Source organism: Dyadobacter sp. CY343 (assembly GCF_021390335.1).
In the GTDB taxonomy this organism is placed as follows: domain Bacteria; phylum Bacteroidota; class Bacteroidia; order Cytophagales; family Spirosomataceae; genus Dyadobacter.
Genome location: NZ_JAJUXK010000003.1, coordinates 781,545 through 798,125, shown reverse-complemented (window position 1 = coordinate 798,125; position 16,581 = coordinate 781,545). Strand labels below are relative to the sequence as shown.

Annotated in this window: 9 protein-coding genes; 8 read left to right on the top strand and 1 reads right to left on the bottom strand. The window is 49.2% G+C overall.

Features of this window, described 5'->3' with window-relative positions; genetic code table 11:
* Nucleotides 1–20: 20 nt before the first annotated feature.
* From LZG94_RS11630 to LZG94_RS11595, 8 genes are all read left to right on the top strand, one after another.
* The gene (locus LZG94_RS11630) at nucleotides 21–1,682 is read left to right on the top strand and encodes an FAD-dependent oxidoreductase (RefSeq protein WP_233792053.1); all 1,662 of its coding nucleotides are present in this window, start codon (nucleotides 21–23) and stop codon (nucleotides 1,680–1,682) included.
* A gap of 111 nt (nucleotides 1,683–1,793) precedes the next feature.
* Nucleotides 1,794–3,503 carry a PQQ-dependent sugar dehydrogenase gene (locus LZG94_RS11625; RefSeq protein ID WP_233792052.1) on the top strand — a complete coding sequence of 570 codons (1,710 nt, stop codon included), beginning with the start codon at nucleotides 1,794–1,796 and terminating at the stop codon, nucleotides 3,501–3,503.
* A 38-nt stretch (nucleotides 3,504–3,541) separates the two neighbouring features.
* Entirely contained in the window at nucleotides 3,542–4,690 is a 1,149-nt protein-coding gene (gene dgoD / locus LZG94_RS11620; RefSeq protein WP_233792051.1) for a galactonate dehydratase, read from the top strand.
* A gap of 310 nt (nucleotides 4,691–5,000) precedes the next feature.
* Nucleotides 5,001–8,144, top strand: a complete 3,144-nt coding sequence (locus tag LZG94_RS11615; protein ID WP_233792050.1) for a TonB-dependent receptor — start codon at nucleotides 5,001–5,003, stop codon at nucleotides 8,142–8,144.
* Between the two features lie 11 nt (nucleotides 8,145–8,155).
* The gene (locus LZG94_RS11610) at nucleotides 8,156–10,051 is read left to right on the top strand and encodes a RagB/SusD family nutrient uptake outer membrane protein (protein ID WP_233792049.1); all 1,896 of its coding nucleotides are present in this window, start codon (nucleotides 8,156–8,158) and stop codon (nucleotides 10,049–10,051) included.
* 277 nt (nucleotides 10,052–10,328) lie between these two features.
* The gene (locus tag LZG94_RS11605; RefSeq protein WP_233792048.1) at nucleotides 10,329–11,012 is read left to right on the top strand and encodes a DUF3823 domain-containing protein; all 684 of its coding nucleotides are present in this window, start codon (nucleotides 10,329–10,331) and stop codon (nucleotides 11,010–11,012) included.
* Nucleotides 11,013–11,022: 10 nt separating this feature from the next.
* Nucleotides 11,023–12,333 carry a glycoside hydrolase family 71/99-like protein gene (locus tag LZG94_RS11600; RefSeq protein WP_233792047.1) on the top strand — a complete coding sequence of 437 codons (1,311 nt, stop codon included), beginning with the start codon at nucleotides 11,023–11,025 and terminating at the stop codon, nucleotides 12,331–12,333.
* A 58-nt stretch (nucleotides 12,334–12,391) separates the two neighbouring features.
* On the top strand, nucleotides 12,392–13,966 hold the full coding sequence (locus LZG94_RS11595; protein ID WP_233792046.1) for a glycoside hydrolase family 43 protein: 1,575 nt from the start codon (nucleotides 12,392–12,394) through the stop codon (nucleotides 13,964–13,966).
* On the opposite strand, the gene LZG94_RS11590 is transcribed toward LZG94_RS11595, so the two are convergent.
* Nucleotides 13,967–16,516 carry a galactose oxidase gene (locus LZG94_RS11590; protein ID WP_233792045.1) on the bottom strand — a complete coding sequence of 850 codons (2,550 nt, stop codon included), beginning with the start codon at nucleotides 16,514–16,516 and terminating at the stop codon, nucleotides 13,967–13,969.
* Between the last annotated feature and the right edge of the window lie 65 nt (nucleotides 16,517–16,581).

Genomic DNA, 16,581 nt, shown 5'->3' with positions numbered 1-16,581 from the left:
TTCTTTTATCCTCAATACCAATGAAACAATTCTTTTCGCTTCTGCTGGTCGGTTTTTTGGTCAGCTACCAGTCAAATGCTCAGAAGTCGGGCACTTATTCTGCTGATGTGATCGTGTACGGAGGCACTTCCGGCGCGGTGACGGCGGCTGTGCAGGTCGTGAAACAAGGTAAAACGGTACTCGTCGTCTCACCGGACAAGCACCTGGGCGGACTTAGTTCGGGAGGTTTGGGCTTCACAGATACCGGCAACAAGTCGGTGATCGGCGGCCTCGCGCGTGAATTTTACCACCGCCTTTATATGCACTACGAAAAGCCCGAAGCCTGGGAATGGCAGAAAAAAGAAGAATATGGCAACAAAGGTCAGGGTACACCCGCCATGGACGGCGCCGACCGTACGATGTGGATCTTCGAACCGAAGGTGGCAGAGAAGGTTTTTGAGGATTTTGTGAAAGAAAACAATGTAAAAATATACCGCGACGAGTGGCTCGACCGCAAGAAAGGCGTGGTTAAAAAAGATGGGAAGATAGTTTCTATCAAAACGCTGAGCGGGAAGACGTTTACAGGTAAAATGTTCATTGACGCTACCTACGAGGGCGATTTAATGGCAGCAGCGGGCGTCAAATATCACGTGGGAAGAGAAGCTAACAGTGTTTATAATGAACAATGGAACGGTATTCAGGCGGGTGTTTTTCAGCACGGACATTATTTCAAAAAGAATATCAGTCCGTACAAGATCGAAGGCGATCCGAAGAGTGGCCTGCTGCCTTACGTGACTGACGAAAAAATTGGCAAAAATGGAGAAGGCGACAACAAAATCCAGGCTTACTGCTTCCGGATGTGCCTTTCAATGAACCCCGACAACCGCATTCCTTTTGTGAAGCCGGCGGGTTATGATCCTGCTAAATACGAACTGCTGGCCCGCGTGTACAAAGCCGGCTGGACGGAAACTTTTGACAAATACGACCCTATTCCTAACAAAAAAACGGATACCAACAACCACGGGCCGTTCAGCACCGATTTTATCGGGCAAAATTACGACTACCCGGAGGCAACTTACGAGCGCAGAAAGGAAATCATCAAAGCGCACGAAATGTATCAAAAAGGTTTGATGTACTATCTCAGCAATGATTCGAACGTGCCCCAGGATGTGCGCACAGAAATGGCGAAATGGGGATTGCCGAAAGATGAATTCAAGGACAATGGCGGCTGGCCGCATCAGCTTTATATCCGCGAGGCGCGCCGCATGATCGGGAAGGAAGTGATGACGGAAAATGAGACGTTGGGTAAAAAAGCTGTAAATGAATCCGTAGGAATGGGATCCTATTCGCTTGATGCACATAATGCGCAACGGTACGTGACGGAAGACGGGTTTGTTCAGAATGAGGGGGATATTGGTGTGCATCCAAAAACGCCTTACGCGATTTCTTACGGTTCGCTGGTTCCGAAGAAGGAGGAATGCCAGAATCTGCTGGTACCTGTGTGCGTTTCCAGCTCGCATATTGCTTACGGATCCATCCGAATGGAGCCCGTGTTTATGATTTTGGGCCAGAGCGCGGCTTCTGCAGCGATATTGGCGATCGACAAGAATATCGCCGTCCAAGATGTAAGTTACGCTAGTCTGCGCGGACAGCTTTTGAAGGACAAGCAAAGACTCGAATACGTAGCGCCAGCCAAAAATTAAGCATTCAGTCAGGTTCGCCGGCACTACGGCGGACCTGATTTTAAAGGGACAGGATCGAAAATAATAGCTAATATAGCGGCACCAAATTCCTAAGGCCTGTTTTCGATCAATATGAAGATTCAGAAGTACCTTGTTGCCTTCGTTCTCGCCACAATTTTCACCAGTTCCTCTTTCAGTCAGGTCAGCCCGGCGACCTCCGTTTCTGCGACGGCCGGCAAGGAACTCTTCACTACCTACTGCGCTTCCTGCCATGCTTTGGAGGCCGAAGAAATGGGGCCGCGCCTAGGCGGCGTTACCCGCATTTTCTCGAATACAGAACTGATCAGTTTTATTAAAAACCCGCATGCGGTCATTGAAAAGGGCGACAAGCGCGCGGTAGCACTTGCGCGACGCTTCAAAATGGTGATGCCGCCTTTTGATTTCCTGAAAGACGAGGAGATCAAATCCATTATCTCTTACCTCGATGCCGAGACCAAATCGCTCGACCTGAAACCGCTCGTCGTGGACACGATCGGCACAGGCGCGAAACCTGCCAGGCTTGCTGCGCCCATTACGAAATCGGGCTTGAAGATTGAGCTGGAAGATTTTGTCACCATTCCTTTTTCAAGCAAAAAAATGCCGCGGACACGCATTGCATTTACCCGGCCGGGACCAGCGGGCGACAGCTCCCTCTTTGTAAGCGACCAGCGTGGGCTTATTTATAAAGTTCAAAACAGGCAGGTTGAAACCTTTCTCGATATTCGTGATCTCGTCGCCGATTTTATCAACGAACCCGGCTTGGGTACAGGTCTGGGCAGCTTTGCATTTCATCCCGATTACCAGCGCAACGGATTGATTTACATTACACATACCGAAGCTTATAAGGGTAAGTCTGCTGATTACGAATTACACGACAGCATTAAAGTCGCCATGCAGTGGGTGGTTTCAGAATGGAAAATGAAGGATGTGAAAAGTCCTGTTTTTGAGGGTTTCCGGCGAGAGTTGCTGCGGGTAAATGTACCGGGAGCAGTGCATGGAGTTCAGGAAATCGCATTTCAACCTGGAATAAGTAAGAAAAACAAAGATTACGGGCTACTGTACATCGGGATTGGCGACGGCTCTTCCACGATCAGCGGCTATCCCGGGCTTTGTCACACCTTGAAATCGCCCCTCGGTACCATTCTCCGCATCGATCCACTTGGGAAAAACAGCCGTAACGGAAATTATGGTATCCCCAAAGACAATCCGTTTTCAGCCAGAAAGGACAAGGATATTTATAAAGAAATTTACGCTTACGGTTTCCGGAATCCGCACAGAATGACGTGGTATGAAGGAAAACTGTTCAGCTCGGAAGTAAGTGAATCAAATTTCGAGGAGATTAATCTGGTTGTGAAAGGGGGAGATTACGGGTGGAACGTCCGGGAAGGCAACTACGGTATTTCAAGCAAAGACCTCAAAAATGTGTTCAAGATTACCGGCGCGGATTCACTGCAATTTATACGCCCTTTTGCATTGTACGACCATTACGACGGTACGGCGATCAGCGGCGGCCATGTGTATGAAGGGGATATTGCTGCGCTAAAAAACAAATACGTTTTCGGGGATATTGCCACGGGAAAGCTCTTCTATATCAATATGGATAAAAAACTGAGCGACCCGACGATTCATGAACTGGTGATTTCAGAAAATGGAAAAGATAGTAATCTGGTCGAGCTGACCGGGTCGAAAAGGGTAGATGTCCGGATCGAATATGACCGGGTTACGAAGGAAATGTATGTGATGACGAAACCCGACGGAAAGATCCGCCGCATTAAAAATGCATTTACAGAGGCAGTTAAGTGATTGATTGTCTTTTAATTACTTTAAAATAATTTATTGAAATGAAAATCAGGAGCTACGAGTTATTCCAGGTGCCGCCGCGGTGGCTATTTCTTAAAATTGAAACCGACGAAGGTATCATCGGCTGGGGCGAGCCGGTGATCGAAGGCAAGGCTGCGACGGTGAAAGCGGCTGTGATCGAACTAATGGACACGCTGATCGGCAAGGATCCGATGGATATTGAAGGCCACTGGAATACGATGTACCGGGGCGGATTTTACCGCGGCGGCCCGATCCTGATGAGCGCGATCGCGGGTATTGACCAGGCACTCTGGGATATTAAGGGTAAGTTTTACAATGCGCCTGTTTATCAGCTGCTTGGCGGTAAATGCCGGGACAAGATCAAGGTATATTCGTGGATCGGCGGCGACCGTCCGGCTGACGTGGCGAATGCGGCGAAGCTGGCGCTCGACAGCGGCTTTCGTGCGATCAAAATGAATGCGACGGACGAAATGCAGTACGTCGATTCCTACGAAAAGATCGATCTGGTTCTCCTGCGCGTGGCCTCGATAAGGGAGGCAGTTGGTTACGGGCTCGATATCGGCGTCGATTTTCACGGCAGGCTGCATAAACCGATGGCAAAAGTACTGGCGAAGGAGCTGGAACAATTCCGTCCGATGTTTATCGAGGAACCCGTTTTGCCCGAAAACAACGAGGCGCTGCGCGAAATTGCGAACCATACCTGCATTCCGATCGCGACGGGCGAGCGGATGTTCAGCCGCTGGGATTTTAAAAATCTGCTGACGCAGGGTTATGCGGATATCATTCAGCCCGATTTGTCGCACGCGGGCGGGATTACTGAATGCAAGAAGATCCTTTCTATGGCCGAGGCTTTCGACGTGGCTGCCGCGCCGCATTGTCCGCTCGGCCCGATCGCGCTGGCGGCCTGTTTGCAAGTCGACGCTACCTGTCACAATGCATTTATCCAGGAGCAAAGTCTGGGTATTCACTACAACCAGGGGAGTGATCTGATGGACTACCTGACGGACAAATCAGTGTTTTCTTATGACGCTGGTTTTGTCAAAATTCCTTCGGGGCCGGGGCTCGGCATTCAGGTGGATGAAGACCAGGTCCGCAAAATGGCCCAGGTGGGTCACAACTGGAAAAACCCGCTTTGGAAACACGAAGACGGCAGCGCCGCGGAATGGTGATCCGCTAGCTTTTATTATACTTTTTCAGCTCCCGCAGTCCGACGTTTTAGTTGGGGCTGCGGGAGTTTTTGCTTGTGCACAAATTTGCCGGCAAGCCTCCCCTTAGCCCGTATTCTTCCAATTTCTCTATTTTTTATCCAGATAATTAAAAAATTAATGCGTTTTCAGGCGCTGTTAATTTTTTATTAACGATTTCTTAATAGTGCCCGCCTTTATTTGGACCCATGGTTCGGCCAACCAAAGTACAGATCAGAAACCACGTGCTCACCTATGGATCAGTCAAAAATGAAACTGGATTTAAACGGATAATATGGAAAATCAACTTTTATTAAAACGGGAAGTTTTAAAGAATTTCCAAAAATTACTCAGGTACGCAGGCATTTGCTGCTGTCTGATTTTAACGATGAATAGTCGCTCGCTGGCGCAAAATGCAAGTGGCGACGTGACGATTTCAGGGGAGGTGAGGGATGAAAAGAACCTGAGCATTCCGGGTGCGAGCATCGTTTTGCAAGGCACTGCGAAAGGTACCACAAGCGACGCGGACGGTAAATTTTCGCTGTCTGTCCCTCGTTCAGGATCGGTATTGATCGTGAGCTTTCTGGGTTACCGGCGCCAGGAGATTACGGTGGGTAGCCAAACCGTTTTCGATATTAAAATGGAGTTGAGCACCGACGAGCTGAACGAGGTAGTAGTGGTGGGTTATGGTACCCAGCGAAAGCAAACTTTGACCGGCGCGATTTCCAATATCGTTACCGAGCAGATCAAAACCACAACCCATACCAGCCTTGCGCAGAGCTTGCAGGGCAAGATCGCCGGGGTTCAGATCCGCCAGAATTCGGGTGAACCAGGCTCTTTCAGTACCAATATCAATATCCGCGGTTTCGGTGAACCCCTGTATGTGGTAGACGGCGTGGCGCGCGACGGCGGGTATGAATTTCAAAAGATCAATCCGGACGATATTGAGAGCATTTCGGTACTGAAAGATGCTTCGGCTGCTATTTTCGGTATCCGTGCAGGAAACGGGGTTGTGATCGTGACTACGAAAAAAGGCAAGAAAGGAAAGCCGCAGTTTAGTTACAATGCAGTTTACGGAAGACAAAGTCCGACCGACGTGCCGACCATGACGAATGCATTGCAATGGGCTGAAATGCGGAATGATGCGGCGAAAAATCTGGGTGAAAATCCGGTGTATTCGCCCGAAGAGATCGAGAAGTTCAGGGCTGGCGCGCCGGGCTATGAAAGTACCGACTGGTACAAGCAAGTACTCAACAAATCATCGGCGCAGCAGCAGCATTTTATTTCAGCTTCGGGCGGTGAAGGTGCGGCGACCTATTTCGCGAGTTTTGGTTATCAGAACGAAGGCGGCCTGCTGAAAAGCAAGGATATGGGGTATCAGAAATACACTTTCCGGACTAATATCGGTATTGATCTGACCAAAAACCTGAAAGCCGATATCATCCTGTCAGGGTTGTTTGATAAGCGGGACCAGCCGGGAGATAACTTTTTCAACATTTACAAAGGTACCCGCATTGCACTTGCCACGGAGCGGCCTTTTGCAAACGATAATCCAAGATATCCTGCACTATTGAGCGGCGGCTATAATCCGGTAGCGCTTGCAAACGGCGACCTGACGGGGTACAGCGAGGATGTGAACAAATTTTTTCAATCCACTTTTGCATTGACCTATACAGTTCCTTTTGTGCCTGGGTTACGGGTGAAAGGGTTGGTCGCTTATGATAGCAATAACTACCGCAACAAGTCGGTTTCGAAGAGTTATAACGTGTATTCCTACGATGCTACGCTGGATAAATATACGGCGCACCAGCAGCGGAACCCTTCGCGTATCGGCAATAATTTTTCCGATAATAACCGCGTCACTTTTCAGGGGCAGCTGTTTTACAATACGGTTATCGCCAAAAACCACAACCTCGGCGCGACGCTTGTTTACGAACAGCAGGAATCCAAAAACCGCTGGGCGGGGCTGGGACGCGAATATGCATTTTACACGAATGATCAGATCGATCAGGCGGGGTTGAATAACCAGACAACAAATGGTTCTGAAAGTGAATATGCGAGCCAATCACTGGTGGGACGTTTGAATTACGATTTCAAGGAAAAATACCTGCTGGAAGTTGCGGCGCGGTACGATGGTTCTTACCGCTATCACCCCGATCGTCGCTGGGGACTTTTCCCGGTGGTTTCGGCTGGCTGGCGGATTTCCGAAGAGGAATTCATGAAGCGCATTCCATTGATCTCGATGCTGAAACTGAGAGGATCTTACGGATTGGTGGGAGCTGATGCAGGCGCGCCGTTCCAATATGTGCCCGGCTTTTCGCTCACCGGCGGCGGCGGTTATGAATTTAACAATGGAAACTATACCACGGGAGCCGCTTCACCGGCGATTGTAAACGAAAAACTAACGTGGTTTAAATCCAATATCCAGGATATCGGAATCGATGTGGGCCTTTTTGACAATAAAGTAGACTTCACCTTTGACATTTACCAGAGAGACAGAAAAGGGCTGCTGGCGCGGAGAAACGTGTCTTTACCTAATACGTTTGGCGGAACTTTACCCGAAGAAAACCTGAATAGCGACCGAGTTCGCGGGATCGAGCTTTCGGCAGGTTACAGCGGCCGGATCCGCGATTTCAAATATGGTATTTCCGGAAATTTCAACTGCGCCCGGACCATGAACCGGTACGTGGAGCGCGGCGACTTTCTGAGCAGTATGGACAAATGGCGCGGCGGGGCAGCCAACCGCTGGAACGACGTGGTGTGGGCCTACCAACTGGAAGGACAGTTTCAGAATGCGGACGAAGTGATTTACGCGCCGATCCAGAACGGCGACCTGGGCAATACCCGCGAGCTTCCGGGGGATTTCCGGTATAAGGATGTGGACGGAAATGGCGTGATCGACGGAAACGACGCAATGCCGCTCTTTTTCGGCGGCGATCCGAAAATGTACTACGGCGTGACTTTGAATGCGGAATGGAAAGGTTTCGATTTCACGGCATTGTTTCAGGGTTCGGGTAAATACAGCGTGCGGTTCCGGGAGGTTTATGCAGAGGTTTTTGCCTTCCGCGGAAACACACCGGAGTATTTCTACGACCGCTGGCATTTGTCGGAAGATAATCAGTGGATTCCGGGTACCTGGCCTGCTTCGCGTTTTAATTACAATGTGGGCGCGATGTATGCGGAGAGCTCGGCGTGGCGGAAAGATGCTTCTTACCTGCGTTTCAAAAGTGCGCAGCTGGGCTACACCTTCAATATTCCGTGGCTGAAAAAGATTGGTATTCAGGATGTTCGCGTGTATGGAAATGCGCACAATATCTTCACCTGGGCCGATCCGTTCGTGAAGCCTTTTGACCCTGAAAAAATCGAGGGACTGTTTGGCGCGGGGCTCACTTACCCGGTGACGAGGAGCTACAACTTTGGTATTAACGTTAAATTTTAACAGCTGTAACAATGAAAATGATTAAAAATACAGCGTTACTGCTCGTTTTCCTTTTCGCATTAGGTTGCGGAAATGTTCTCGACAAGCAGCCGCTCGACAAGTTGCAGGGCGAAAACCTGTTCTCGAATCCCGAGGGTGTCAAATTATATATGGCCAACCTTTACTACCAGCTGCCGATCGAAGACTTTACGTTTTTCAGGCAGGGTTTCAACTGGAATACGGGCGACCCCAACAACGGCGGCTTTGCGCCTGCGATGGTTACCGACGAGGCGGTACATACAGAGTTCGGTGATTTTATCGGAAATGATGATTTCCAGTGGTGGGACCAGGGTTACAAGCTGATCCGCGACACCAATATCCTGATCGACATTATCCCGACGCTGGATGTGACCGACGATGAAAGAAAGGCGCTGATCGGCGAAAGTTCATTCATCCGCGCTTACACCTATTTTGCTTTGGTAAAAAGATATGGCGGTGTTCCCCTGATCACTTCCGTTCAGAAATATGACGGAGATGTAGAGGCTTTGAAAGTGCCGAGAAGTACCGAGAAGGAAACGTGGGATTTTGTACTAAAAGAATGTGATCTGGCTATTGCTAACCTGGCGGAATCGTGGCCGGGCGGCGAAAGACGGGCGACAAAATGGGTAGCTTATGCACTAAAATCGCGCGCTGCGCTGCATGCGGCCTCTTTGGCCAAGTATGGGGATCGCTCGCCGATATCCGGTACTGCTGTCGATCAAAAGCTGGTAGGTTTGGATAAATCCGCTGCTGCCGAATACTACAAGGCTGCCGCCGATGCTTCGGAGGCGATTATGAGTTCGGGGAAATTCGCATTGTTTCGTGCAAATCCGGCCAATCCGGAAGAAGCGGCCAACAACTATCGGCTGCTTTTTGAAGATCCTAACAATGCGCCGGAAGAAGTCATTTTTATCAAAGGATATGCAAGGCCAGGCTCAGGAACGGGTCACAACTACGGGATCTGGTTTCAGCCAAACCAGACTGCAAACGGCTGGCCGCACCCGGGCCGCATGAACCCAACGCTGGAACTGATGGACGCTTATGAAAGCTACGACAAGCCCGGAGCCAGCGCGCCGATCGTCACGACGGAGGCCGGAAATGATCTGAACGATTACAACGGATTCAATGCGTCGAAACAATACAAGCGGTACGAGGGGCCGAATGATATATTTAAAGGCAAAGACGCACGGATGTGGGCGACAATGATATTGCCGGGTACCAACTGGAAAGGACAGAAAATTGTCATTCAAGCCGGTTTTATCAGACCCGACGGCAATGCCCAGATCATGGGCGGCGAACCTTTTACTGTCAACGGGAAAACCTATTATACGTACGGAGCCGCTGACAGGACCCAATATTCTGGTTTCGATACCTGGGGCGGCAACAATACCCGGACAGGTGTGAGTTTCAAGAAATTTTTGAATGAAGGCGTAAATGTAGCGCCGGGCTGGAACCAGTCGATCACCGACTTTGCTGATTTCCGTTACGCCGAAATCCTGCTCAACTATGCCGAAGCGATCGTGGAAAGCGGTACGGGTGATAAAGTGAAGGGAGCAAAAGCGCTCAACGATATCCGCCACCGGGCCGGACATAAAACCGACATTCCGCTTACGATCGACAATGTGATCCGGGAAAGAAGGGTAGAGCTGGCTTTCGAGAACAAACGTTTCTGGGATCTGATCAGAAGGCGCGAGTACCACACTACTTTCAACAACACCATGCGCCACTCGATCCTGCCAGTCCTGGACCTGCGCGTAACCCCCGCCAAATACATTTTCATCCGCACCAACGTAGCCCGAAGCAACCCTTCCACCTTCGACTACAAGCAATACTACCGGTATATTCCGGGAATAGGAGCGAATGGTTTGATACAGAATCCGCAGTATTAGGAGGGAGGAAGGGAGGATGGAGGAAAGGGAGGAAAGGGAGGAAAGGGAGGAAAGGGAGGAAAGGGAGAAAGGGAGAAAGGAGAAGAACTTTATAATTTATTGCATTGAAGATAAATACAACGTTTTAACCGGATTACTATGTTTATATCTCCTTTTTCTTCTTCCTTCTTCCTTTTTCCTCTTTCCTTCTTCCTTCCTCCTTCCTCCGTTCCTCCTTCCTCCGTTCCTCCATCCTCCCTTTCCTCCCTTTCTTCCCCAACCTTATAACTAACCAACTATGAAAACACTAAAACTACATCTCTTCTTCCTGCTCCTCCTTCTTACCGGATGCAGTATTGATAATTATCCGGCGCCGGATGCGCAGTTGTTTGGGACTATTTTGGATGCGGAGACTAATGAGCCGGTCGAGCAGGATATTATCCGGGGCAGCGCGATCGAGTATATTGAGCATGGTTATGAGTCGCAGACGAAGCAGCTGATGATCTTCAAAAATGACGGTTCTTACCGGAATAATCTGGTATTCTCCAACACGTACAGCATTGCGCCGGTGCGGGGGAATTTTGTGCCGGTTACCCCGCAGGATGTGCAGGTTAATGGTGCCACCCAGCTGGATCTCAAGGTGCAGCCTTACATTCGGGTGAAAGATGTGAAGATTGAAAAAGTTGGGACAAAAGTGGTTGCCAGCTTCAAATTGCAGCAAACTGTTATCAATAATGTCCGCAAGATCGGCTTGTATGCGCACCCCGAACCGACCGTGGGCGAACCGATGCGGACTGCGCTGGCCGAGCAGGAAATCAACGCTGCGAGCGACCCTAACAAAACCTACCGCATCGAACTGGATCAGGCTGCGAACAGCAATGTGCTGAAAACCGGAAGCCAATACTTCTTCCGCGTCGGGGCGATCATTGACGCGCCGGAATCGAAATTTAATTACGCGAAGGCGGTAAGGCTGGCTTTATAAAACATAAATCATGAAAATACTAAACTTCCTTTTACTCTTACCTTTTCTTTCTTTAAGCTGCAAGGCGGCTGATGATAATGCGAAACCTGTTGATCCTAAACTAGTTGAAGAAGTAAAATACGACACTACCGGCGTGCTGTTTAAAAGTTACAAGGGGCTGGTGATGGCCGGGTACCAGGGCTGGTTCACGGCCGAGGGCGACGGGGCTGGCCGGGGCTGGCATCATTACCAGAAAGGGGGCAAGTTCGAGCCGGGCTCATCTTCCATCGACTTCTGGCCCGACGTGACCGACTATCCCAAAACCTACAACACTGCATTCAAATACGCGAATGGCGAGACTGCAAAAGTGTACAGTCCCTACGACGAAGAGAGTGTCGATCTGCATTTCAAATGGATGAAAGAGCATGATATCGACGGCGTTTATATGCAGCGGTTTGTGAGCGAGGTGAAGGGCGAGAGTGGCAAAAAGCATTTTAACAAAGTGCTCGCAAACGCATTAAAAGCTTCTAAAAAGTATGGACGCGCGATCAGTATCATGTACGATCTCAGCGGTTCGGTGTCGGCGGATATGGATTTTATAGTTAAAGATTGGGAGGAACTGCAAAAGCTGTTTGCCCTTTTTGACAACAAACAAAACCCGACCTACCTGCGCCACAACGGTCGCCCGCTGGTAGCAATATGGGGTGTAGGTTTCAACGACGGCCGCAAATACACGGTTTCTGATATTCAAAAACTCGTTGAAAAGATCAAAGGCCCGACCAAAAAAGCATCTATCCTGCTTGGGGTGCCATATTACTGGCGCACATTCGGGAACGATACGGAGAACTCGCCACTGCTGCATACCGTGATCAAAAGTGCGGATGTGGTGATGCCATGGGCGGTGGGCAGGTATAATTCGTCCTCCTATACCTCCGTGGCAGGCACGCATTTGCCGGGCGATATTGCCTGGTGCAAAACGAACAATATCGATTACGCGCCGCTGGTATTTCCTGGTTTCAGTTGGGGAAATCTTAAAAATGACAAATCACTTTATAACCAGATCCCACGTGGAAAAGGCGAGTTCCTCTGGAAGCAGATCGCCGGGGCCAAAATGTCGGGCGCGGAGGCTCTGTATGTAGCGATGTTCGACGAAGTGGACGAGGGTACTGCCATTTTTAAAACCAAAAAAGAGGGCGAAACACCGCTGAACGGGGACGGTAAATTTGTCGGCATTGAAGCAGACTTACCTGCCGATTACTACCTCTGGCTCACCGGGCAAGGTGCCAAATGGTTCCATGGGGCCACAGGCTACGGCGCCCAAAAGCCTGATCGCGCGCAATAGTATCCGTGGGTTAACTTCTGATTTCTAAAATAATTCTTTTTCTTAGCTCATCCAATCTATGAAAAAGATGAAAATCAGGTTACTCGCGTTCGCATTATTGTTGCTCTTCAATACCAATCTTTTTGCCCAAAAAGCGCCCCCTACCCGGGTAGTCACGTATCGCAACCCGGTTATTGCCGGTGATTTTGCCGATCCGTCGGTCATCCGGGTGGGGGATACTTATTATGCAGCAGGCACTTCTTCGGAATGGGGGCCGGCTTATCCGATCTATTCTTCCAAAAATCTGGTCGACTGGGAATATGTGGGACCGGTATTTGATGAGCTGCCGAAGTGGACAATGGGCAGCTACTGGGCGCCAGAACTGTTTTTCCGCAATGGGACCTTTTTCGTATACTATACTGCCCGCCGGAAATCGGATCAGAAATCTTTCATCGGCGTGGCGAGCACCAAGGATCTGACCAAAGGTTTTAAGGATCACGGGGTGATTGTCGAATGGACCAATGAAGCGATCGATGCATTTATTGTGGAAGACAAAGACAAGCTTTTCATCACCTGGAAGGCTTACGGGCTTGATAAAGACAAGGTTATCGAGATATTAGGTGCCGAACTTTCGGCCGACGGACTGAAAATGACCGGTAAGGAATTTACGATGATCAAGGCCGATCCGGCTGGTTGGGAAAATGGCGGCGCGGAAGGTCAGGCTATATTCAAGCGAGGCAATTTTTGGTATATGCTCTATTCCGGCAATGCTTGCTGCGGAGAGCAATGCGATTATCAGGTAGGCTTTGCGCGGGCCGAAAATCTGCAAGGGCCGTGGACGAAATATTCGGGCAATCCTGTACTTTTTGGAGATGAGACGTGGAAATGTCCGGGTCACGGAACAGTAGTTGTCACGCCCGACAAACGTTACTTTTACCTGCACCATGCGTACAACGGAACGGAGTTTACTTTTACAGGTCGTCAGGGAGTACTAAGCGAACTGATCTGGGACGAAGCTTCAAAATGGCCCGCTTTCAGGTACGGAAAAACGACGCCAGCCCAGGCAGAAGCGCCTTCCACCGCCACTATACTCACTAATCCAAGTTTTTCACTCGACTACACCCGTGATACCTTGCAGGCTCCATGGGTGTATGACGTGCGTTTTCCAAAGCCTTCCTATGCGATCGAAAAGGGTGCATTGCGTATTGAGAAGACGAATGAGCAGCCGGTGGGCAGCTTCATTGGATTGGTATTGAAAAAGGGTAACTACACTTTTTCAGCCGAAATGAAATTGAATGAACTGATGCAAAATATTGTATTATACGGCGATGCTGATAATGCGCTCGGGCTCGGTGTACGAGAAGAGTTAATCGAGGTTTGGCAAATTAAAGACGGTAAAAGAGAAGTGATCAAATCGCAGGAAGTGCCTGAGAAATTTAATCTGATGAACCTGAAAATCGACAGTCGCTTTGGCCGGTTTTACGAATTTAGCTGGGAGGTGAAAGGCCAGAAGATTGATTCTCTCTCAAATAGCGTCAAAATGGAAGCGCCCTGGCTCCCGCGCTGGGACCGTGCACCCCGCGTAGGTGTGAGTGTTTCGGGGAAAGGTAGCGGCAAAAGTGAGATCAATGCAATCCGCATGAAATACGACTGATCATGAATGCAATACCTCCGGCATATCCTTGCTGAACTCTTCGCCATAAATGCGGCTGTACTCGCGGGCGAAGTTTTCCAGTGTCGCTTTCGCGAGGGAATGTTTGCCCAAATGCGCCAGCGCCTTGCATTTGATGATCATCGCCTCTTCGTTCACGGGATCAAAATAAAAGATGTAATTCGCCAGGCGGATCAGGAATTCAGGATCTTCGGCCATATTCACAGAGGCGGCGTAGCGGAGGTACGCGTCCACAATTTCATTCGAAACCTCGGATTTGAAACTGTCCAGCCACTCGTATTCCTGATTTGACAGAAAGCTTCCGCGTTTGGTAATATTGGCCAGCCGGGTCACTTCCTGTTTGGTCAAAGTGCGTTTTCCATTTACCAGCGACAGATATTCGGCGTAGTCAACGCGCAGAAAATCATAGTCCACATTCAGTTTCCAGTAACCGGTCTCTTTCGAAACCACGCAATGTTTCAGCTGGTCGAGTACGGCTTTCAGCTTCGCGATATTGACCGAACGGTTGTTCCGCGCGCTTTCCGCCGATTTGTCAGACCACAATAACTCTTTCAACTTTTCAGAACTGATCCCTTCCCGGCGGGTGGAGTAAAGCAGCAGGACAAGGAATAACTCTTTCAGCAGTGGCGTAAAGGATTTGGTGATCTCTCGCCCGTTTTCGTCGAATATTTGCAGGTTTCCAAAAAGTAAAATACTGTTTTGAAGCGGAATAGGGCTGAATCCATCGGTAGCTGCCGAAAATATTTCTTCTGGTGCCGACTTCGGTACGCTGGCGCGAACCGGCTCACTGACAGGCGGATATGTTGGTTTCTTTTTGTTGTAAAAATAGATCAACAGCGCAGTTACTATTACACCACCTGCAATCACTGCCCAAAGTCCATAGTTGCGCTCACTGGCCTGGGCCACTGTTGGCGCGGCGCTCGGCAATGGAGGCGAGTAAAGCGAATAGATAGACGCGACTGTCTGGTTATTGTTGTTTTTGTGCAGGGTAACTGCTACGAAGCGGCGGGTATGCAGGTCGTAGAACAGGTCGGCAAATGAACCCGTATCCAGGAATTGGAAAGGTATTTTTGAACCGACAGTCACGTAATCGGGAGATTTAAGCGAGCCACGGATCAGCTGCATTTCGCTTTGAAACTTATCTTTCGGGAAGATCAATGCGTAGTAGCTGGATTCTTTCTCATTGATTACCATTGAGTTGGCAAATACAAAATCCTCCGCCGGAGATTTTAGCTGATATAACCTTTTGAAAGAACCATCAAGCGCATTAAAGTAAAGCAGATCATACCAGTTTCTCGGATTCAGGATCTGCTTGCCCGTGGTACTTCCATAACCTCCGATCAGGTAAGCACCCGTTTTGGTGCGCCCCAATGCAGCGAGATATCTCGGGTTGAAAACGGTATCTTTTCTTGGAATATCAGTCCAGCTATTGTTTCGAAGATCATATTTTTGAACATTCCCTTTATACTCCAGATGTCCGTATCCGCCAAGTATGTAAATAGACGATTCCGTTGGTGAAAAGAACTTATTGGCGTGTAGAAAATGCGATTTCTGGGACGAATCGGGCACATTTCTATTCCAGGTACCCGTTTTAAGGTCAAAGGATGTTACCTGTTTTTCGTTGATAAAAATGTTAAAAATCTTGTCCTGCGACTTGTCATACAGCACCTGATTATCCATAAAAAGCGACTGCGCAGGGTAGCTGAAATAGCGTACGGTATTGGTGGCGACACGGTAATTGATCAGCGAATCCTGGCCGACTATAAACACCGAACCCGATTCCTGATCACAGGCCACACGAGCCGGGCCTTCCAGGGTAAAGGTTTTTAAAGCCTGCCAATCGTGGTGCATTTTTTTGATCCACAATGGATTGGTTGCAAGTCCGTCGCGGTGGCTTTGCAGTTCCGTCGCTTTGTTGCCGAGCATTTCGTCGAGTGGCCAGTGGTATTTCAAGACGCCTTTGTCAAACGCCTGCACATTCCGGATCTTCATCGCCGGTACATCCGTTGTATTGAAATTCTTGTAGCGGGTAGCGCCGAAAAGCACTTTATAGCAACTTTTTCCACTCGTTTCAAAAGGATGGCGAAAGCTTTGCGTACCGGAAATCAGTGTAATCGTTTTTTGTTTTTTGTTGAATATCAGGCGAATGCGATTCCATTTCTGAAAAAGATCCTGAGCGGGGATATTGAATGCGATCGTGGAAAAACGGTCGCCGGTAACGACTTTGAAATGGTGGGTTACGAGGTCAGAATTGTCGTAAAGGATATCAATATTCCGGTTATCATCCTCGATCAGCCGCACGATGTAGCCGAAATAGTTTCTTTTATCCGGCAAAAATGAAAGCTCAAAGGAAAGCTCAAAGTCTTCATTAAAGCACAATGTGCCGTCGGGACTAAGGTCGAGTCCGGTACGTTTGTCCTGAACAGCCTCAAAACTTTCAAACCCCAGCCCGTAAGCTTGCGCAGAAAGCTCGTTTGGCAATCCGGAAAGGAACGTCAGGAAAAATGATAAAATGAGGGCGCGGAAACACATGCGTGGCGTAAAAGAGATTCGGGTTTGCTGGATGAAGTGAATTGGTATTCAAATAAATCTGAAAT